Below are 18,423 nucleotides of genomic sequence, written 5' to 3'. Positions count from 1 at the left end.
GCTTATAGCTCCTGCTTCCAGTTCTGGGTGCGCAGCACGTCGGCGAAGACACCGGCGGCGGTCACCTCGGTGCCCGCGCCATAGCCACGCAGCACCAGGGGGATGGGCTGGTAATAGGTGGAGAAGAAGGCGAGCGCGTTCTCCCCGTCCTTGACCTTGAACAGCGGTTCATCGGCGCCGACCGCCTTGATGGCGACCTTGCACTTGCCCCCCTCGATGGAGCCCACGTAGCGCAGCACCTTGCCTTCACGCTGGGCAGCCGCGAACTGGTCACGGAACCAGCCGTCTGCCTCCGGCAAACGGGCCATAAAGGCCTCCACGTCGCCACTGACGTCAAAGCCCGGCGGCAGCGCCTGCTCCACTTCCACGTCGGAGAGCTCCAGCGCCATGCCGGCCTCACGGGCCAGGATCAAGAGCTTGCGGGCCACGTCCATGCCGTTCAGATCGTCGCGGGGATCCGGCTCGGTGAAGCCGTTGCCACGGGCGATGCCGGTGGCCTCGGAGAAGCTCATCCCCTCGTCCAGCTTGCCGAAGATGAAGGAGAGCGACCCGGACAGCACGCCGTCGAAGGCGCGCAGCTTGTCGCCGGCCTTGATGAGGTTCTGCAGGTTCTCGATGACCGGCAGACCGGCGCCGACGTTGGTCTCGTACAGGAACTTGCGGCGAGTCTGGCGGGCGGTGCGGCGCAGCGCCTTGTAGTAATCGAGCGACCCGGTGTTGGCCTTCTTGTTCGGGGTGACCACGTGGAAACCGGCGGCCAGGAAGTCCGCATATTGGACGGCGACCGCTTCGCTGGAGGTGCAATCGACGATCACAGGGTTGATGAGATGACTCTCTTCCACCGCTTTTTTCACCGACTCCAGGCTGAAGCTGTCCCGGGCCTCCACCAGTTGCTCGCGCCAGTTGGCGAGGTTGAGACCATCCTTGTTGACCGCCATCTGGCGGCTGTTGGCGATGCCGACCACCCGCAGGCCGGTGCCCTGCTCGGCCAGCACGGGTTGCTGACGGGCAATCTGATCCACCAGGGCCGCACCGACGCCGCCGACGCCGACCACGAACAGATCGATGAACTGCTGGCTGCCGAAGAAGTTCTGGTGGCAGGCCTTGATGGCTTCCGCCACCTTGCGATCCCGCACCACGGCGGAGATGGAGCGCTCGCTCGACCCCTGCGCGATGGCGACGATGTTGATGGAAGCCTGGGCCAGGGAGGTGAAGAAGCGCGCCGCCATCCCTTTGGATGTGCGCATGCCGTCCCCGATGAGGGAGATGATGGCGAGATCGGTCATGATCTCGAGGGGATCCAGCAGCTGGTTCTTGAATTCCAGTTCGAACTCGCGCTCCAGCACCTTGCGGGTCTTGTCGCAATCGTAGCTGTGGATGCAGAAGCTGACGCTGTACTCGGAGGATGACTGGGTGATGAGGACGATGCTGACCCCGGCGCGGGAGACGGCGGAGAAGATCCGGCCCGCCATGCCCACCATGCCCTTCATGCCGGGGCCGGAGACGTTGAACATGCACATGCCGGAGAGATCCGAGATGGCCTTCACTTTCAGGTCATCATCCCCCTGCTCGACCCCGATAAGCGTCCCCGGCCCTTGCGGGTTGAAGCTGTTCTTGATGAGACAGGGGATGTGGAACTGGGCCACGGGGGCGATGGTTTTCGGGTGCAGCACCTTGGCACCGAAGTAGGAGAGCTCCATCGCCTCCTTGTAGGAGAGGGTTTTGAGCAAGTAAGCGTCCGGCACCAGGCGCGGATCGCAGTTGTAGCAGCCCTCCACATCGGTCCAGATCTCGCAGCACTCCGCATCGACACAGGCGGCCAGCACGGCGGCGGAGTAGTCGGAGCCGTTACGGCCCAGCAGCACGGTCTCACCCTTGTCGCTGCCACCGGTGAAGCCCGGCATCAGATAGAGACAATCGGAACGCAGGCCCTTGGCGGCGAAGCGCAGGCGGGAGGCCTCGATGTCGACGTGCGCCTCCAGATAGCCGCCGTCGGTGACCAGCAACTGTTCCGGCACGATGAGATCCAGTTCGAGACCACGTACCCGCAGCAGCTCGTGCATGAAGGCGATGGAGAGGTTCTCGCCCCGGCTCAGGATGCGGGCCTGCACGTTGTCCGGGCAGAGCCCGAGCAGCCGGATGCCCTGCATCAACCGCTCGACCTGATCCAGTTCGCTGGTCAGACGGGCCAGCAGGGCCTTGTCATCCAGGGCCGGATAGGCCGCCTTGAGCCCCGCCAGCAGGCGGGAGAAGATACCGTTGATCTCGAACAGGGTACTACTGGCATCCATGCCGCGACTGGTCTGTTCTACCAGGGCCACCAGATGATTGGTCACCTTGGCCGGGGCCGACAACACCAGGGCGACCTGGGACTGACCATGGGTGTTCACCGCGATATCGGCAACCCGTAGGAAACGTTCTGCATCGGCCAGTGACGACCCGCCAAACTTCAACACTCTCATCGCTTTCTCTCCCTGTATTTTTTTGCAAACCGACCGACAAATTGACCCGAAAATCATCCAACAAAAAGGCCCGTACTGGGTGGGTACGGGCCTTTTCTGATTTCTGTGCTTGTTCGTCAGCGCATCAACCGGCCCCAGTGCCACCTGTGGTGGTACCGGTAATAATGGTGGTGGTGATGACGTTGATGAATGACTGCATGACGAACACTCTTGAACGAAGCTGGCTTTTAGCAATACCGCGCCGGGCGATGGGCTGTCAACTTAAACCGCTTCACTCCTTGCGTTCAAAACGGCGAACGAGGTCTTTGCAGAGCAGATGCAGCATATTCAGATCCCGCTGCGGCAGCATGGGCACTCGGTCCATCACCCATTGATGCAGTTTTTCATCCTGCGAAACACCGAGTTCACCGAGAATTTCTGCTGTTTTTGATTTCAGTACCCGAACCTGTCCAAGGTTATCAAAATTTTCTGCTACGGCTTCGGGCTCATCCAGCAGCGGACTCATCTCGTAGGCATACAGCATGATCGCCTGCCCCAGGTTCAGGGAGGGGTAGCTCACCTTGAGGGGCAGGTAACTGATGAGATCCACCTGGGCGAGTTGCTCGTTGGAGAGACCCGACTCCTCGCAGCCAAACACGATGGCAACCTTGTTCAACGACGGTTTGGCACGGATCTGATCGCGGATCTCGGCCGGGGTGAGGTAGTGCTGATAACGGCCACGCTGGCGGGCGGTGGTGGCAATCACCAGATCCATGTCCGCGAGGGCCGCCTCCAGGGTATCGAACGCCTCGGCCTCGGTCAGGATCTCCTGCGCCCCGTGCGCCACCCAGCCCGCCTCATCCTCTTCATGCACCCGGCTCGCCACCAGGCGCATGGCATCGAAGCCCATGGTCTTCATGGCGCGGGCGGCGGCCCCCACGTTGGCGGCGCGGGCCGGTGCCACCAGTACAAAATAGAGTTTCATCGGGTTTTCTCCTGGAGGGGCCGCGGTCGAAAAGGGCGTGGGACCATCGGCAAAACAGGGGCGCAATCTACCGTTTATCCCCGAAAAATGCCACTTGAACGGATGTTTGAATGTTGCCATAGTGGCCCGATATGTGAACAAACTGCAGACAAGTGCAGACGCCATCGGATGGACAGATCACAAGGAAGAGAGAGATGCAGCAGCCATTGGAACAGGCGGTCGCCGAGACGATCTTGCAGCGCTTCGAGTCGTTTTACAGCCGCTTTCTCGAGATAACCCAGGGCAGCAAGAGCCGCTTCGAGAACAGCGACTGGCTGGGCGTCCAGCTCGCAGGGCGCGAGCGCATCCGCCTCTACGATCACCACGTGGGCGCCACCACGACCCAGATCAAGCAGATGATGGGCGAACAGTTGCCAAGCCAGGGACTGCTCAAGCAGGTGAAGGGGGCCTTCAGCGACCTGTTGCCCCAGTGCGAGAACTTCGAGGTGGCGGAGTCCTTCTTCAACTCCGTCTACCGTCGCATCTTCCGCCATCGCAACATCCGCGACGAGAACCTCTACATCCACCCCTTCGTGAGCCGGGGGGAACACCCGGATCTCGGCAGCCTGCTGCGAATCTATCGCACCGATCTGGCCCATTTGCCCCAGACCCTGAGCAAGCTGCTGGGGGATTACAGTTTCACCCTGCCCTATGAGGACAAACAGCGGGATATTGTCGACATCCACCGCCATCTGGCCGAGAACGGCCCGGCCATCTTGCACGAGGAACCCTTCGCCATCGAGCTGCTCAGGGAGGTGTTCTACCGCAACAAGGGGGCCTATCTGGTGGGGCTCATCCGGGTAAAAAAGGAGGTGCATCCCTTCATCCTGCCCCTGCTCAGCACCGGCCAGAGCATCTATGTGGATACCGTCATCTTCGAGCCCGAGCTCGCCTCCATCGTCTTTGGCTTCGCCCGCGCCTATTTCATGGTCTATGCCCCGGTGCCGGCCCTCTATGTGCTGTTTCTGCGCCAGATCATGCCCCGCAAGCCCGATTACGAAATTTACAACGCCATCGGCTGCCAGAAACACGGCAAGACGGAACTCTATCGCCACTATCAGCAGCACCTCGGCGAGAGCCGGGAGCAGTTCATCATCGCCCCCGGTATCAAGGGCATGGTGATGAGCGTGTTCACCCTCCCCTCCTACGACGTGGTGTTCAAGGTGATCAAAGACGAGTTCACGCCCCCGAAAGACGTGAGCCACGAGCAGGTGAAGGCGAAATACCGGCTGGTCAAGCAGCACGACCGGGTGGGCCGCATGGCCGATACCCAGGAGTTCACCAACTTCGAGTTTCCCCTCGATCGCATCTCCCCCGAGCTGCTGGCGGAGCTCAAGACGGTGGCCCCCTCTGCGCTGACCATCACCGCCGACAAGCTGGTGATCAAGCACCTCTACACGGAGCGCAAGATGATCCCGCTCAACCTCTACCTGGACAGGGCGGACGAGCAGCAGACCCGGCTCGCGCTGGAGGAATACGGCAACGCCATCAGACAGCTCGCGGCCGCCAACATCTTCCCGGGTGACATGCTGTTCAAGAACTTCGGCGTCACCCGCCACGGCCGGGTGGTGTTCTACGACTATGACGAGATCTGCTACATGACGGAGTGCAACTTCCGCCAGATCCCGCCGCCGCGCTACCCGGAAGACGAGTGGAGCGCCGAGCCCTGGTATTCGGTGGCACCGAACGACATCTTCCCCGAGGAGTTCGCCACCTTCCTGCTGCAAAAACCCCAGGTGCGGGAGATCATGATGCAACTGCACAAGGAGCTGTTTGATGCCAACTACTGGAAGATGCTGCAAAGCAACATCAAGGAGGGGGTATTCGAGGACGTCTATCCCTACCGGCGCAAGAAGCGGTTTCGCTTCCAGCGCGGGGGATGAAGAGGTCCGATAAGGCTCTTCACGAAATGCAAAGAGGGACGCTGCGGCGTCCCTCTTTGTGTGCACGACATGGCGGCCGGGTTGCGACAGCCATTGACGGTACCTCGACTTATTTCATCGCATCGAAGGTGAGCAGGGGTGCCTTGCTGGCATCACGCAGTACCAGCTGCTGACCCTTGATCTCGAAGCTCGCGACCTTCTCCAGGGCCTGCAGGTAATTCATCTCCTTGCCTGCCAGATCCCCCATGCACATCATGCGGGTCGCCCCCATGGGACCGAGAGCCAGTACGCCGTCCCCCTGCTGCTTGATGGCGCCGAAGTAGCGGTTGCAGCCGCCCTTGCCGGCCACCTTGTCCCCTGCCAGTTGCAAGGTGAAGGTATCGCCGCTCGCCCCTTGCAACTGCCAGGTCGATGCTTGCAAGCTAGCCAGATTGGAACCCGTTGCCATGGCGCAGCCTCCCAGGGCCAGGGCGGCCAGCAGGGTCAGTTTCTTGTTCATGAGATCGCCTCTTGATGAAGAAAATTAATGAAGACTCAGAGTGACCGGGCCTGTGTAGCATGAGTCGGGTGCCAATTTAAACTCTTTTATTGTGACGAAAGTAGCCTTTACAGGTAGAAGCGATGTGCCATGCTTGTAGTCCTGTTCGGACCCAGGGAGGGGAAACGAATGGTCAAATCTCTCGCCATCGCACTCGCATCTGCATTCGCGCTTTCGGCCCAGGCGGCCGACTGGAGTTTTCTCCAGGACGATACCGACAGCCAGCTCTACGTCAAAAGCTATTCCGGCGTACTGCTCGGTACCCAGACCCACCCCAGCGACAGCTTCGACATCTGGCTCATCAATACCGGCTATCAATATCCGCTTGAAGAGGACATCAGCCTCTACATGGAGGCAGGCCCCGCCCTCGGTGCCCGCAGCGATCAGGCAGGTTTCAACATCAGTTCCGGGGTGCGCTATCAGCTCTCCCCGTCCCTCAACATCGGCAGTCAGGTCAAGCAGCTGGAGACGAGCAAGCCCAGCACCCTGGTGGAGCTCAACAGCAGCCTGCTGCTGACGCCCCAGCTGGCGCTCACCGCCAACTACGGTGTCAGCGCCTTCAGCACGGAACAGTTCCTCATGCTGGGGCTCGGGCTGCATTTCTAGCCTTTCAGATCAGCCGGCTGGCACTCACCAGCACGCCGTTGAGATCGGCATAGACATAATTCCCCGGCGATATGGTCACCCCCGCGAAGGAGACGGTAGCATCGAGCTCGCCCAGACCACGCTTTTCCGTCTTGACCGGGCAGGCCGCCAGCGCCTTGACCCCGAGCGACAGGGTGGCCAGGGTGCCCACATCCCGCACTGCGCCATAGACGAGGATCCCCTCCCATCCCTGCTCCGCGGCCTTGATGGCCAGTTGATCCCCGAGCAGGGCACGGCGCAGGGAACCGCCACCGTCGATGACCATCACCTTGCCATGGCCCGGGCGATTCACCAGCTCCCGCACAAGGCTGTTGTCCTCGAAACAGGAAAGCGTCACCGCCTCCCCATGAAACAACGGCTTGCCGCCATAATCGCGAAACAGCGGCTCGGCCACTTGCACATTATCGAGGTGTTCATCACAGAGATCGGGCAGTAAATCCAGCATCATCGTCATCCTTCCATGGGTGAGTGATAAACACACAGGTGAGTCGCCATTCTTCCATCATGTCGGCGCTCTGACAATCCAGTGAGCGGCAAGGGGCCCCAGATAGCAGGGAGGCACATTCAGCAGCGCAGGCTCCAGCCAGAGTTCTCCCCGCTCGACCCGGTAGAGGGCATATTGTCCAAAGGCGGCCGCCAACCGGGTGGCATCAAGGCGAGAAGCGCGCAGCAGCCAGGACTCCTCCTGCCAGTTCTCATCAAGAGCACTGCCCCATACCGGCCCCATGGCAGGCAAGGTGCCGAAGCGATGGATGACACGCAGAAGAGCATGCTGACGACGGGTGTTGCGACGCCTTCCCACGGGCTGACTTCCCGGATTCCAGGCCGTGACGATGGCATAATCAGGCCAGTCCGGCGGCGAAAAAGGGGCAATAAAGCACACTTTTCTGTAGTTTTCCCACAAAGTCATGTCAACCATATGTTGCATCTCATTACATTTCATAGGGGCGAAAATGGAGCCAAGCCCAAGTATCATGCAGATAACTCAGGGTTTGACTTATATCAAGCCAGAGTTAAAAAGTTGCTATCTGACAGCAAAGAGTGTTGTTATGCGCCTGTTAACTGATAAAATGCAGCAACTTTTGCAATGGACTACCTTTCAGGGCACCGCTCAATCAGGCTTGTTGAGACCCCGTCTGTGGCATATGGATGTTTGCCGGCACAGTGACCAAATTCGCGATGATTCGACCCGATATTCATACCCAGGATGACGTAATAAATTTTCAGGGCCGGTCGGATAACGCCAAAGAGTGTTAAAATTTCGAAAATTAACTGATAAGAATCTGGGAATACTCAATGCAAACACCACACATACTGATCGTCGAAGACGAACTGGTTACCCGCAATACCCTGAAGAGCATTTTCGAGGCAGAGGGTTACATTGTGCTCGAAGCCAACAATGGCGACGAGATGCACCAGGCCCTGACCGCCCACACCATCAACCTGGTGATCATGGACATCAACCTGCCGGGCAAGAATGGCCTGCTGCTGGCGCGCGAGCTGCGTGAAGATGACAACATCGCCCTGATGTTCCTCACCGGTCGTGACAACGAAGTGGACAAGATCCTGGGTCTGGAGATCGGTGCCGATGACTACATCACCAAGCCCTTCAACCCCCGCGAGCTGACCATCCGTGCCCGCAACCTGCTGAGCCGCACCATGAACGTGGCTGCCGGTGGCGAAGAGAAGAAGCTGGTCGAGCGTTACCTGTTCAACGGCTGGGCCCTGGACATCAACAGTCGCGCCCTGGTCAGTCCGGCTGGCGACATGTTCAAGCTGCCGCGCTCCGAGTTCCGCGCCATGCTGCACTTCTGCGAAAACCCGGGCCAGATCCAGACCCGCGCCGAGCTGCTCAAGAAGATGACAGGCCGTGAGCTCAAGCCCCACGACCGCACCGTGGATGTCACCATCCGCCGCATTCGCAAGCACTTCGAGAGCGTGGGCGACACCCCGGAAATCATCGCCACCATACATGGCGAAGGCTACCGCTTCTGCGGCGAGCTGGAGCAGGAATAATCCCTGTTCGCCAGATCCCTGTGTGGTAAGAAGAGGCGCCGTTGGCGCCTCTTCTGTTTCCGGCGAGCCGTCGGTGGCTGCCTTGCACAGAGCCGCGGCAGCGAATGCCTGTCAGGCAAGGATGCGGCAAACAAAAAGCCCACTCGCAGGAGTGGGCTTTTTGCATGAAAGCTGGAGCGGGCAGCGGGAATCGAACCCGCATCATCAGCTTGGAAGGCTGAGGTAATAGCCATTATACGATGCCCGCGAGGCATCAAAGCTAGCAGTAAGTACCGGATATGGGGTCAACGTCAGGATGGCGTGCTAGGCAGAGGCAGGAACGAGACTGGCGCTTTATCAGGTCTTGAGATTGGAGCGGGTGATGGGAATCGAACCCACGTATGCAGCTTGGGAAGCTACCGTTCTACCATTGAACTACACCCGCGTCAGTGGCCTCTACTATATGCATTTTGCCGGCGAGCGCAATCACCACCCTGGTATTTTTTGCCGTAAATCAAGCTGTTCGACCAACTAATGAGCATGAAGTCTATTTTTCAGGCAACCGACTCCAGCCTCCCGCATCGACAAGGTTGCCAAGCCCTGGGGGCGACGATAGTCTTGCGCCACTCGTTTGAGGAGGGTGGTAATGGACAAAGGTACGCAGAAACATCTCTATGGCTGGTTGCGCAAGCAATCGAGCCATGGCCGACGCTGGATCGGTCTCTCCATCGGCCTGGGCCTGGGTCAGGGCATGCTGATGGTGGCACAGGCGTGGCTGCTGGCTACCCTGCTCCATGGCTTCATCATCGCAGGCAGCACCCCGGAGCAATCCATTCCCCTCTTCATCAGCCTGTTGCTGGTCACTGCTGCCAAGGCGCTGCTGGCCTATGGTCGTGAAGTGGCCAGTTTCAAGGCGGGCAGCGCGGTGCGCCTGGCCATCCGTGAACTGGTACTCACCCGCCTCGCCCGCCTCGGCCCCGCCTATATCCAGCGTCGCCCCGCCGGCAGCTGGGCCAGCCTGTTGCTGGAACAGATCGAAGAGATGCAGGATTTCTTCTCCCGTTATCTGCCCCAGATGGCGGTCGCCGTCTTCATTCCCCTGGTGATCCTGGTGGCCGTGTTCCCGGTCAACTGGGCCGCCGGCATCATCTTGCTCGGCACGGCTCCCCTGATCCCGCTGTTCATGATCCTGGTGGGGGTCGGCGCCGCCGATGCGAACCGCCGCAACTTCCTCTCCCTGGCGCGCCTCTCCGGCCACTTCCTCGACCGGCTCAAGGGATTGCGCACCCTGCAACTCTTCATGCGCACCCAGGCCGAGGGGGAAGCCATTCGCGATGCCTCGGAAGATTTTCGGGAGCGCACCATGGAGGTGCTGCGACTGGCCTTCCTCAGCACCGCCGTGCTGGAGTTCTTCGCCGCCCTCGCCGTGGCCCTGGTGGCGGTCTACTTCGGCTTCTCCTACATCGACCACCTGAACTTTGGCAGCTACGGCGTCAAGGTCACCCTGTTCACCGGCCTGTTCGTGCTCTTCCTCGCACCCGAGTTCTATGCACCGCTACGAGAGCTCGGTGCCCACTATCACGCCAAGGCCCAGGCCATCGGCGCCGCCGAACAGTTGCTGGAATTCCTGGAGGCCGAGGTCAGCGAACCCGCCTCCGGCACGGCCCCCTTCCATACCCGGGGACCTATCCGGGTTGAGGCCAGCGCACTCGAGGTATTAAGTGCCGAGGGCAAGGTACTGGTCGGCCCCATCGACTTCCAGCTGGAACCCGGTTCACGCACGGCCCTGGTCGGCATCAGTGGGGCGGGCAAGAGCTCCCTGGTCAATGCCCTGCTGGGCTTCACCCCCTACCGCGGTTCCCTCAGGGTCAACGGCCAGGAGCTCGCCGAGCTCGACATGGGCCAGTGGCGATCGCAGCTCGGCTGGCTCTCCCAGAGTCCCCAGCTGTTCCACGCTTCCTTGCGCGACAACCTGCTGCTGGCAAAGCCCACGGCCAGTGACGCCGAGCTCGAAGCCGTGCTCAAACGGGCGCAGGCTTGGGAGTTCGTACAGGAGAAAGGCTTTGACTATCGGGTCGGGGATCAGGCCGGCGGGCTCTCGGTGGGCCAGGCCCAACGCATCGCCCTCGCCCGCACCCTGCTCAAGACCACCCAGATGATGGTGCTGGATGAACCCACCGCCAGCCTGGATCGCCACTCCGAGCGCGCCATCATGAGCACCCTCGAGCAGGCGACGACGGGTCAGACCCTGCTGATGATCACCCACCGCCTCGATCAACTCAGCCAGATGGACAACATCCTGGTGCTGGAGCGCGGCCAACTGGTGGAGCAGGGCAGCTTCTCCTCGTTAAGCCAGGCAGCGGGCCCCTTCGCGAATCTGCTGTCGCAACACCAGTCCCAAGCCAATGGAGACTCTCTCGATGCGTGATCTGTTGCCCTTCCTGCGCCTCTATCGCCAGCACTGGCTGAGCCTCTCCACCGGTCTGCTGCTGGCCCTGGTGACTCTGGTGGCCGGCATGGGGCTCTTGTCCCTCTCCGGCTGGTTCCTCTCCGCCGCGGCCGTGGCCGGGCTGGCCGTCGCCACCCGCGACACCTTCAACTACATGACCCCGGCCGGGGGCGTGCGCTTCTTCTCCATCATCCGCACCGCCAGCCGCTGGGGAGAGCGGGTGGTGAGCCATGATGCCACCTTCCGGGTGCTGACCCGGCTGCGCGTCTGGTTCTGGCAAAAGCTCTCGCCGCTCTCCACCGGCACCCTGGCCAGCTTCCGCCAGACGGATCTGCTCAACCGGCTGGTGACCGACATCGATGCACTGGATCACGTCTACCTGCGCCTCATCACCCCCATAGGGGCGGCCCTGCTCAGTACCGCCGGTCTGGTGTTCTTCCTCTCCTTCTTCGACAGCGAACTGGCCCTGACCCTGGGAGCCATCTTGCTGGTCGGCATGCTGGCCCTGCCCCTGGTGTTCTACTTCCTCGGCCGCAAACCCGGTCAGGCCCTGATCGCCGAGAAGTCCCGCCTGCGTACCCGACTGGTGGACTACCTGGACGGCCAGGCCGAGCTGCAGATGTTTGCCGCCGCCCCCCAGGCCCTCGATGAACTGCAACAGGCCGAGCAGGCCCTGATCCGCGCCCAGGCCCGCATGGCCAGCGTGAGCGGGCTGGCCAATGCCTCCGTCCAGTTGCTGAGCGGCTGGACCCTGACCCTGATGCTCTGGCTTGCCGGTCACGGGGTCGGCGGTGCCATCCCGGATCCCATCACGGCGCTCATGGTGTTCGCCACCCTGGCAAGCTTCGAGGCCCTGTTGCCGCTGGCGGGGGCCTTCCAGCATCTCTCCACCAGCCTCACCTCGGCCCGTCGTCTCAACGAGATCCTGCAGGAGGCCAAGGCCCCGGAATGGGGTAGCGAGCAACAGCCTGCCACTGCGGGCAGCCTGCAGATAAACGACCTCACCTTCGCCTACCCCAGTGCCCATGCTGATGCAGACGCCAGTCCCGTGCTGCGCGGCTGTTCCCTGCAACTGAAGGCCGGGGAAAAACTCGCGCTGCTCGGCCAGACCGGCTGTGGCAAATCCACCCTGATGGGGCTGCTGACCCGGGAGTGGACTCCAGTGAGCGGGGAGATCCTGCTGGATGGCAAACCGCTGACCCATTACAGCGAAGAGGCGCTGCGGGCTTCCTTCTCGGTGGTGAGCCAGCGGGTACACCTCTTTGCCGATACCCTGCGCGGCAACCTCAAGCTGGCGGCGCCGACAGCCAGCGACGAGCAACTCGTCGCCGTGCTGGAGCAGGTGGGCCTCGCTGGCCTCCTGGACAACCCGGAGGAGCTGGCGGAAGGGGGACTGGATGCCTGGCTCGGGGATGGCGGTCGACCGCTCTCCGGCGGGGAGCGTCGTCGTATCGGCCTCGCCCGCGCCCTGCTGCACGACGCCCCGCTCTGGCTGCTGGACGAGCCCACCGAGGGGCTCGACAGCCAGACCGAGCGGGAGATCATGGCCCTGCTGTTCAGGTTGGGCGCTGATCGCACCCTGCTGTTCATCTCTCACCGCCTGCTGGGGCTGGAGCAGATGGACAGGATCGCCCTGATGGAAGAGGGGCGCATTCGCCTGTGCGCCCCTCACGCAGAGCTGCTGAGCGATGACTACTACCGCAGTCTGCACCAGCGGCTCGCGCCGGTCTGAATCCGTTAAGTGCAAAGGGGGGCATCATGCCCCCTCTCTACTTTTGGCAAGACGCCATTCTCATGACAACCTGCCGACCCCGATGTCGCGCCAGGCCAGCTCTTGGTCACCCCCCGTCCCGGTGGCTAAAAATGGGGCTGGTCGCCAGCCGCGACTGGCCCCTATAATGACCCCCTCACTGTTCAACAAGACATCGCCATGAAACGCCTGACTCTATTGCTGCTGCCCCTCTTCGCCTCCGGTTGCTCCTACTTCTCCTTCAACAGCAACCTGGACAAGGAAAACTTCGACGAGTACTTCAAGCCCGGGAGCGTGCGGATCTATGAACAGGGCGAGCTGGCCGATCTCAACTACCTCTATCTCGGTACCGTCGAGGGGGAATCCTGCCAGAGCGATGCCAACCAGGCGGTGCCGAATGCCGGTGAAGCCCGCACCCTGGCTCGCCGCCGGGTGGCGGACATGGGGGGCAACGGCGTGAGCTTTGACAAGTGCGCCGAGTTCAGCGATGTGCCGGGCTGCCTCAAGCAGGTGATCTGCTATGGCCAGGCGCTGAAAGTCGCCGAAGAGAAATAAGCCTGTGGCTCTCGCCGTCGTCCGTCTCGGCACCCCTCGCCTGCCCGGTGAGGGGCTTCGCATCGGCACGGTGCGTCGCCCGCCCCGGGGCGTGCCCAAAGCTGAATTTGCGAGCCAGGATTGGTACGACGTCTGGTTCCCCAACTTGGCTCCCAGCCCCGAGACCATGAAGCTCGGTCAGGGTGCCGAGACGCCGGCCCAGTGGGCCGCCTTCTGCAAACAGTACAAGGCCGAGATGACCACGCCGACGGCAAAGCACGATTTGGCCCTGCTGGCAGCGCTCTCCCACCACACGGATCTCTCGGTGGGCTGCTACTGCGAACATGAATCCCGCTGTCATCGCGGCATCCTGAAAGAGTTGCTGGCCGGCTGTGGCGCTGTCTTGCGCTAAATCCTGCAGTCCCATTGCAAAAAGAGAGGGCGCCCCATGGGGTGCCCTCTCTTTGATTCGGCTTTCCGGTACACATGGCGCCGTGCTCAGGCTGCAAGCATGACTTGCCTACTGCATGGCGTGTGCAGCCAGCACCCGTTGGCGCAGCGTCGCCTCCTCTTCAGCCGTCATGCCTGCGGCCTCCCCTTGCCCCCCTTCCGCCAGCCAGAGGGCGACATCCGCCACCGTCTCCTCCAGGGGACGGAAGTTGAGCCCTTGCACGATGGCAGCCTCGGCGCTGATCCGGCCATACCCCCAATACTCAGTCAGCTCGTTGGGCAGCAGGGTCGGATAGCTCTGCCAGGGCTCAACCCCGGCGGCCAGCAGCGCTGGCCAGGGTGCCCATTCGAATTGGATGGGCGACGCCGGGGCCAGACGGGCGGTAATACGCTCCACCCAGTCCCCCAGCAATATGCCGGGCTTGAGCAGGTTGAACACGCCCCCAAGGCGCTGCTCGGCGGCCCGCAACACGAATTCGGCGCAGTCCCGTACGTCCAGATATTGCAACCTGTCCTGCCCCTCCCCCGGCAGCAGCCAGGGGCCGCCCTGCTGCACTCGTCTCACCCACCAGGCAAGGCGACCCGTGTGATCCTGAGGGCCGCACAGGACGCCGGGCCGCAGGATGCAGAGTCGCTCCCCCCAGCGGGCCTGATACGCTTGCTCGCACAAGACTTTGAGGGGACCGTAGTCATCCGGCATCATCCCTTGGGGGATCTCGTGCAAAGGGGCCGACTCATCCATTCCGGGCCGGGCAAAGTCCCGGTAGACACTGATGGTGGAGATGAAGATGAGGCGCTCGCAGCGCCCAAGCAACGTCGCCGAGAGGCTGGCCGCCTGCTCGGGTCGATAGCAACAGGTATCGATGACCAGATCCCAGTACAGCCCCTCCCCGTGCAGGGCCCCGAGATCGCCATCCCTGTCTCCGTGCAGTTGCACCAGATCCCGCCAGTCCGGGTGCTGACGATGGCCGCGGTTGAACAAGGTGACCTCGTGGCCCCAGTCCAGCGCCAGCGCACTGAGATGGCGACCCAGAAATCCCGTGCCGCCGATGATAAGCAGTTTCATCCTGTGACTCCCTGTCAGCCATACCGGCGACCTTGAGCGTCACGGCCGGATGGCAATCGTTTTTCCTGCCCTTACCCTACGCAAGTCGACGCCAAGAGGCAGCCCCCAGCGGGCAGGGGTGGGACGGGGATCACTATGGTATCGAAGGAATGGGCGAAGCGGTGAGCCTGCGTTTTGGGACTGCTTGTGCTAAATTGCCGGGGTTTTTAGCCACGAGTGTGCCATGAAGTTCGAAATCGACACCCTGGGGATCATCCGTTCTCCCTACAAGGAGAAGTTCGCCATTCCCCGCCAGCCCGGCCTGGTCAAGTCGGCCCGTGCCCGCCTCGAGCTGCTGCCTCCCTACGATCAGCCGGACGTGCTGCGCGGCATCGAGCAGTTTTCCCACCTCTGGCTCAGCTTCGTGTTCCACCAGACCATGGCCCAGGGCTGGCACCCGACGGTGCGCCCGCCGCGCCTCGGTGGCAACGAACGGGTTGGGGTCTTCGCCACCCGCTCCACCTTCCGACCCAACCCGCTCGGCCTCTCTGTGGTCGAGCTGCACGGAGTGGGTCGTGAGCGCGGCAAGCTGTGGCTCGAACTCGGGGCAGTCGACCTGCTCGATGGCACCCCCATCGTCGATATCAAGCCCTACATTCCCTACGCCGACAGCCTGCCGGATGCCCGCGGCGGTTTTGCGCCGGATGCCCCCACTCCACCGCTGATGGTGAGTTTCAGCCAGGAGGCAGAACAACAGCTTGGTCAACTCGCCTCCCGCCATCCCGAGCTGCGCCAGCTGGTGAGCGAGGTGCTGGCCCAGGATCCGCGTCCGGCCTACAAGAAGGGCAAGCCCGATGAGAAAGAGTACGGGGTCAGATTGTTCGACCTGAACGTCAGGTTCCAGATAGCCGAACCAGAGTGCCTGGTGCTGGCCATCGCCCCCTGCTGATGGCCGTCCTGGTCAAGCACCCCGCTGAGTGACTGACGAAGGTGGGGCCTAGACCATGGCATGTGTTGCCACGCTCCAGGCCATGTCACTCATGGTCTCTGTGCTGGTCGGCAATCTGCTGGAAGCCGGCTTCACAAGCCAGGAACCCGTCGACCACGGCGGGATCAAAATGGCTGCCCCGTCCCTTGACGATGATCTCCCTGGCTTGTTCATGGCTGAACGCAGGTTTGTAGACTCGCTTTGAGATGAGGGCGTCATAGACGTCAGCCAGGGCCATCAATCGGCCTGAAATGGGGATGGCCTCCCCCTTCAACCCATTCGGATAGCCACTGCCATCCCATTTTTCGTGGTGGGTGAGCGCTATCTCCCGCGCCAGTCGCAGGAAGGAGTTGGAACCGAGCTGCGATTCGGCATTGGCCAGCGCCTCGGCGCCAATCGAGGCATGACGCTTCATGATGGCAAACTCTTCATCAGTCAGCTTGCCGGGTTTGAGCAAGATGGCGTCCGGGATGCCCACCTTGCCCACATCATGCAGCGGCGCCGATTTGAACAGCAGTTCGATGGTCTCTTGGTCCAGCGGGTATCGCGCGGGATCGGCCTGGCTCAAATGCTCCGCCAGCACCCTGACATAGTACTGGGTGCGGATGATGTGGGCACCGGTCTCGTTGTCCCGTGTCTCTGCCAGGGTGGCCAGACCGAGGATGGCCACATCCCGGGTCAGGTTGATCTCGTCGTTGCGCGCCTTCAGCTCCTCGATCATCTCGTTCGTGCTCGCGGCGATCAGACCAAACTCATCGTCCCGGGTCACGGGTATCCGCACCTCCAGATTGCCGTGCTGAACCTGCGCCATGGCCTGGATCTGATGGGTCAGGGAGAAGGCAAGATTGCGGCTGAACGCACGAATGATGAGCCAGAGATAGCCGAAGGTCACCACCATGATGAAGGCGACCTCTTGCAATATGTAGCGCTGGGCAAGACCGCGGGGCAAGTCGCTGCCAACCGTCACAAACCACTCCAGATCCTTGTTGATCAATAGAAAGATGACCCCTCCCAGCAGCGTGAGGGTGGCCAAGGCAAACAGGGAAAACTTGCGGGAAAACGCCATGGTCGACGACTGGGTCAACGCAAAAATGCCCTCTTTCTCACGCTGCCTGGCCAGCTCCCAATCCCGCTCGAGGGAGAGATCGGCGGCAACCAGAAAACCCAGGGTGAACATGCCGAGCAGGATCTTGAGGTAGCTTTCCAGGGGAAAGTTGCCAAAAAGCAATCCGTTATAGATGCAGAGCAGCACGGCCCCCAGCAGATAGATCCCAAGCTCCAGCCCGAAGCTGCTGAACTCCACCTCTGGCAGCGTCAGACGGTTGAGCAATATGTGGCGAGCGACGGCCATGATCCCGAACACAACCAGGGTGGGAATAAAAAGCTGGGCAAGGGTCAGGGTGTCCAGAAACGGGCACACCTGAAAGCCATACAGGCAAAAGAGCAGCAAGGCGACCCCGTGATGCAGGGTGCTGCGCCCCAGAGTCTTCTCCTGAACGTTATCCAAATCGACAGCGAGTATCGTCATATCACAAGATTCCTCACCCGCGCTCCAGCAGCAGGCTGCCTATCGAATAACCGGCACCGAAGGAGCAGAGCACACCCCGGGCGCCACTCGGCAAGTCCTGATTGAACAGGTGGAAGGCGATGATGGAGCCCGCCGAGCTGGTGTTGCCGTAACGGTCGAGGATCACTGGTGCCTCTTGCTGACTGGCATCGTGCCCCAGCAGCTTGCGGCCGATGAACTGGTTCATGGTGAGATTCGCCTGATGCAGCCAGAGTCGGTTCAGCTCCCCTGCCTGCCAACCCTGCTCGGCCAGCTGGCCGGCAATCTGATCGCACACCAATGGCAGCACCTCCTTGAACACCTTGCGCCCTTGCTGGCGAAACAGCTTGTCATCCCCGTAGCGGGTGCGCGGGCTGAAGCGGTTCAGGAAGCCGAAGTTGTTGCGGATATTGTTGGAGTACTGGGTCACCAGCTTGCTGGCCACCAGTTGCCAGGGGTTGGCCACCTTGCAGTCCTCGGCCCGCTCCAGCACCACGGCGGTGCAGGCGTCGCCGAAGATGAAGTGACTGTCCCTGTCCCGGAAGTTGAGGTGACCCGAGCAGATCTCCGGGTTCACCACCAGCGCCAGTTTGGCTGTGCCCGCAGCCAGCAGATCCGCCGCCGTCTTGATACCGAAGGTGGCCGACGAGCAGGCCACGTTCATGTCAAACGCCATGCCGGTCGCACCGAGGTAATGCTGCAGCTCGATGGAGAGCGCCGGATAGGGTCGCGGCATGTTGGAGGCGGCGACGATGACGAGATCGATCTCCCCCGGCTCGCGACCGGCGGCGATCAGCGCCTGCTCGGCGGCGGCCACTGCCATCTCCACCATGATGGAGGGCTTGTCGTCCGGGCGCTCCGGAAGCAGCGGCTGCATGATGTCCGGATCCAGCACCCCCTCCTTGCTCACCAGATAGCGGCTCTTGATGCCGGAGGCCTTCTCGATGAACTCGCAGCTTGAATGTTGCTTGGCATCGAGCTGACCCGCGTCGATGGCGGAGGCGTTCTCCTCGTTGTAGAGATCCACATATTGATTGAAGGCGGCCACCAACTCTTCGTTGCTGACGGCAAAGGGAGGGGTATAGAGGCCTGAGCCACTGATCACGATGGAAGTCATCTTTGCTCCTGGCCGGGT

16 protein-coding genes and 2 tRNA genes are annotated in these 18,423 nt (G+C 61.7%); 8 read left to right on the top strand and 10 right to left on the bottom strand.

Annotated elements, in window-relative coordinates; all coding sequences use genetic code 11:
• Positions 1-2 precede the first annotated feature (2 nt).
• Together thrA and ABNP46_RS06150 are read right to left on the bottom strand one after the other, a co-directional pair.
• Positions 3-2,462, bottom strand: a complete 2,460-nt coding sequence (thrA, locus tag ABNP46_RS06155; RefSeq protein WP_349921532.1) for a bifunctional aspartate kinase/homoserine dehydrogenase I — start codon at positions 2,460-2,462, stop codon at positions 3-5.
• A gap of 271 nt (positions 2,463-2,733) precedes the next feature.
• Complete coding sequence (locus tag ABNP46_RS06150; RefSeq protein ID WP_349921531.1) at positions 2,734-3,426, bottom strand: tRNA/rRNA methyltransferase; 693 nt, start codon at positions 3,424-3,426, stop codon at positions 2,734-2,736.
• Positions 3,427-3,620: 194 nt separating this feature from the next.
• On the opposite strand from ABNP46_RS06150, the gene aceK reads away from it, so the two are divergent.
• The gene (gene aceK, locus ABNP46_RS06145; RefSeq protein ID WP_349921530.1) at positions 3,621-5,348 is read left to right on the top strand and encodes a bifunctional isocitrate dehydrogenase kinase/phosphatase; all 1,728 of its coding nucleotides are present in this window, start codon (positions 3,621-3,623) and stop codon (positions 5,346-5,348) included.
• Between the two features lie 109 nt (positions 5,349-5,457).
• Here the strand turns inward: aceK and ABNP46_RS06140 are convergent, their stop codons facing one another.
• Positions 5,458-5,847 carry an META domain-containing protein gene (locus tag ABNP46_RS06140; RefSeq protein ID WP_349921529.1) on the bottom strand — a complete coding sequence of 130 codons (390 nt, stop codon included), beginning with the start codon at positions 5,845-5,847 and terminating at the stop codon, positions 5,458-5,460.
• A 168-nt stretch (positions 5,848-6,015) separates the two neighbouring features.
• Here ABNP46_RS06140 and ABNP46_RS06135 point away from each other — a divergent pair, with 168 nt between their 5' ends.
• The gene (locus ABNP46_RS06135) at positions 6,016-6,492 is read left to right on the top strand and encodes a hypothetical protein (RefSeq protein ID WP_349921528.1); all 477 of its coding nucleotides are present in this window, start codon (positions 6,016-6,018) and stop codon (positions 6,490-6,492) included.
• Between the two features lie 4 nt (positions 6,493-6,496).
• On the opposite strand, the gene ABNP46_RS06130 is transcribed toward ABNP46_RS06135, so the two are convergent.
• Together ABNP46_RS06130 and ABNP46_RS06125 are read right to left on the bottom strand one after the other, a co-directional pair.
• Positions 6,497-6,976, bottom strand: a complete 480-nt coding sequence (locus ABNP46_RS06130) for a putative 4-hydroxy-4-methyl-2-oxoglutarate aldolase (RefSeq protein WP_349921527.1) — start codon at positions 6,974-6,976, stop codon at positions 6,497-6,499.
• Between the two features lie 57 nt (positions 6,977-7,033).
• Positions 7,034-7,450 (bottom strand): DUF3293 domain-containing protein, encoded by a 417-nt coding sequence (locus ABNP46_RS06125; protein ID WP_349921526.1) that lies wholly within the window; start codon positions 7,448-7,450, stop codon positions 7,034-7,036.
• A 377-nt stretch (positions 7,451-7,827) separates the two neighbouring features.
• On the opposite strand from ABNP46_RS06125, the gene arcA reads away from it, so the two are divergent.
• The gene (gene arcA / locus ABNP46_RS06120) at positions 7,828-8,547 is read left to right on the top strand and encodes a two-component system response regulator ArcA (RefSeq protein WP_349921525.1); all 720 of its coding nucleotides are present in this window, start codon (positions 7,828-7,830) and stop codon (positions 8,545-8,547) included.
• A gap of 172 nt (positions 8,548-8,719) precedes the next feature.
• On the opposite strand, the gene ABNP46_RS06115 is transcribed toward arcA, so the two are convergent.
• Positions 8,720-8,794, bottom strand: a tRNA-Gly gene (locus ABNP46_RS06115).
• A gap of 103 nt (positions 8,795-8,897) precedes the next feature.
• Positions 8,898-8,971, bottom strand: a tRNA-Gly gene (locus ABNP46_RS06110).
• Positions 8,972-9,172: 201 nt separating this feature from the next.
• Between ABNP46_RS06110 and cydD the strand changes: the two genes are divergently transcribed.
• The 4 genes from cydD to ABNP46_RS06090 all read left to right on the top strand — a co-directional run bounded on the left by cydD (position 9,173) and on the right by ABNP46_RS06090 (position 13,671).
• Complete coding sequence (gene cydD, locus ABNP46_RS06105) at positions 9,173-10,954, top strand: heme ABC transporter permease/ATP-binding protein CydD (RefSeq protein ID WP_349921524.1); 1,782 nt, start codon at positions 9,173-9,175, stop codon at positions 10,952-10,954.
• Entirely contained in the window at positions 10,947-12,707 is a 1,761-nt protein-coding gene (cydC, locus tag ABNP46_RS06100) for a heme ABC transporter ATP-binding protein/permease CydC (RefSeq protein ID WP_349921523.1), read from the top strand. The genes cydD and cydC overlap by 8 nt, the downstream gene beginning before the upstream one ends.
• Before the next feature lie 198 nt (positions 12,708-12,905).
• Entirely contained in the window at positions 12,906-13,280 is a 375-nt protein-coding gene (gene rcsF, locus ABNP46_RS06095) for an Rcs stress response system protein RcsF (protein WP_349921522.1), read from the top strand.
• A 4-nt stretch (positions 13,281-13,284) separates the two neighbouring features.
• Positions 13,285-13,671 (top strand): DUF488 domain-containing protein, encoded by a 387-nt coding sequence (locus ABNP46_RS06090; protein WP_349921521.1) that lies wholly within the window; start codon positions 13,285-13,287, stop codon positions 13,669-13,671.
• Positions 13,672-13,779: 108 nt separating this feature from the next.
• Here the strand turns inward: ABNP46_RS06090 and ABNP46_RS06085 are convergent, their stop codons facing one another.
• The gene (locus ABNP46_RS06085) at positions 13,780-14,775 is read right to left on the bottom strand and encodes an NAD-dependent epimerase/dehydratase family protein (RefSeq protein ID WP_349921520.1); all 996 of its coding nucleotides are present in this window, start codon (positions 14,773-14,775) and stop codon (positions 13,780-13,782) included.
• A 223-nt stretch (positions 14,776-14,998) separates the two neighbouring features.
• Between ABNP46_RS06085 and tsaA the strand changes: the two genes are divergently transcribed.
• Complete coding sequence (tsaA, locus tag ABNP46_RS06080; RefSeq protein ID WP_349921519.1) at positions 14,999-15,703, top strand: tRNA (N6-threonylcarbamoyladenosine(37)-N6)-methyltransferase TrmO; 705 nt, start codon at positions 14,999-15,001, stop codon at positions 15,701-15,703.
• A gap of 85 nt (positions 15,704-15,788) precedes the next feature.
• Here the strand turns inward: tsaA and ABNP46_RS06075 are convergent, their stop codons facing one another.
• Positions 15,789-17,270 carry an HD domain-containing phosphohydrolase gene (locus ABNP46_RS06075; RefSeq protein WP_349921517.1) on the bottom strand — a complete coding sequence of 494 codons (1,482 nt, stop codon included), beginning with the start codon at positions 17,268-17,270 and terminating at the stop codon, positions 15,789-15,791.
• Positions 17,271-17,283: 13 nt separating this feature from the next.
• Positions 17,284-18,405 (bottom strand): beta-ketoacyl-ACP synthase III, encoded by a 1,122-nt coding sequence (locus tag ABNP46_RS06070; RefSeq protein ID WP_349921516.1) that lies wholly within the window; start codon positions 18,403-18,405, stop codon positions 17,284-17,286.
• Positions 18,406-18,423: the final 18 nt, after the last annotated feature.

Origin of the sequence: Aeromonas veronii (assembly GCF_040215105.1) — a bacterium.
Taxonomy (GTDB): Bacteria; Pseudomonadota; Gammaproteobacteria; order Enterobacterales; family Aeromonadaceae; genus Aeromonas; species Aeromonas veronii_G.
Note: the sequence above shows the minus strand (reverse complement) of the source record. Positions and strands in the feature narration are given on the sequence as shown.

Excerpts from the sequence above, each read along its gene's own strand:
- thrA (WP_349921532.1), bottom strand. The coding sequence starts at position 2,462 with ATGAGAGTGTTGAAGTTTGGCGGGTCGTCACTGGCCGATGCAGAACGT.
- ABNP46_RS06150 (WP_349921531.1), bottom strand. The coding sequence starts at position 3,426 with ATGAAACTCTATTTTGTACTGGTGGCACCGGCCCGCGCCGCCAACGTG.
- aceK (WP_349921530.1), top strand. The coding sequence starts at position 3,621 with ATGCAGCAGCCATTGGAACAGGCGGTCGCCGAGACGATCTTGCAGCGC.
- ABNP46_RS06140 (WP_349921529.1), bottom strand. The coding sequence starts at position 5,847 with ATGAACAAGAAACTGACCCTGCTGGCCGCCCTGGCCCTGGGAGGCTGC.
- ABNP46_RS06135 (WP_349921528.1), top strand. The coding sequence starts at position 6,016 with ATGGTCAAATCTCTCGCCATCGCACTCGCATCTGCATTCGCGCTTTCG.
- ABNP46_RS06130 (WP_349921527.1), bottom strand. The coding sequence starts at position 6,976 with ATGCTGGATTTACTGCCCGATCTCTGTGATGAACACCTCGATAATGTG.
- ABNP46_RS06125 (WP_349921526.1), bottom strand. The coding sequence starts at position 7,450 with ATGGTTGACATGACTTTGTGGGAAAACTACAGAAAAGTGTGCTTTATT.
- arcA (WP_349921525.1), top strand. The coding sequence starts at position 7,828 with ATGCAAACACCACACATACTGATCGTCGAAGACGAACTGGTTACCCGC.
- cydD (WP_349921524.1), top strand. The coding sequence starts at position 9,173 with ATGGACAAAGGTACGCAGAAACATCTCTATGGCTGGTTGCGCAAGCAA.
- cydC (WP_349921523.1), top strand. The coding sequence starts at position 10,947 with ATGCGTGATCTGTTGCCCTTCCTGCGCCTCTATCGCCAGCACTGGCTG.
- rcsF (WP_349921522.1), top strand. The coding sequence starts at position 12,906 with ATGAAACGCCTGACTCTATTGCTGCTGCCCCTCTTCGCCTCCGGTTGC.
- ABNP46_RS06085 (WP_349921520.1), bottom strand. The coding sequence starts at position 14,775 with ATGAAACTGCTTATCATCGGCGGCACGGGATTTCTGGGTCGCCATCTC.
- tsaA (WP_349921519.1), top strand. The coding sequence starts at position 14,999 with ATGAAGTTCGAAATCGACACCCTGGGGATCATCCGTTCTCCCTACAAG.
- ABNP46_RS06075 (WP_349921517.1), bottom strand. The coding sequence starts at position 17,270 with ATGACGATACTCGCTGTCGATTTGGATAACGTTCAGGAGAAGACTCTG.
- ABNP46_RS06070 (WP_349921516.1), bottom strand. The coding sequence starts at position 18,405 with ATGACTTCCATCGTGATCAGTGGCTCAGGCCTCTATACCCCTCCCTTT.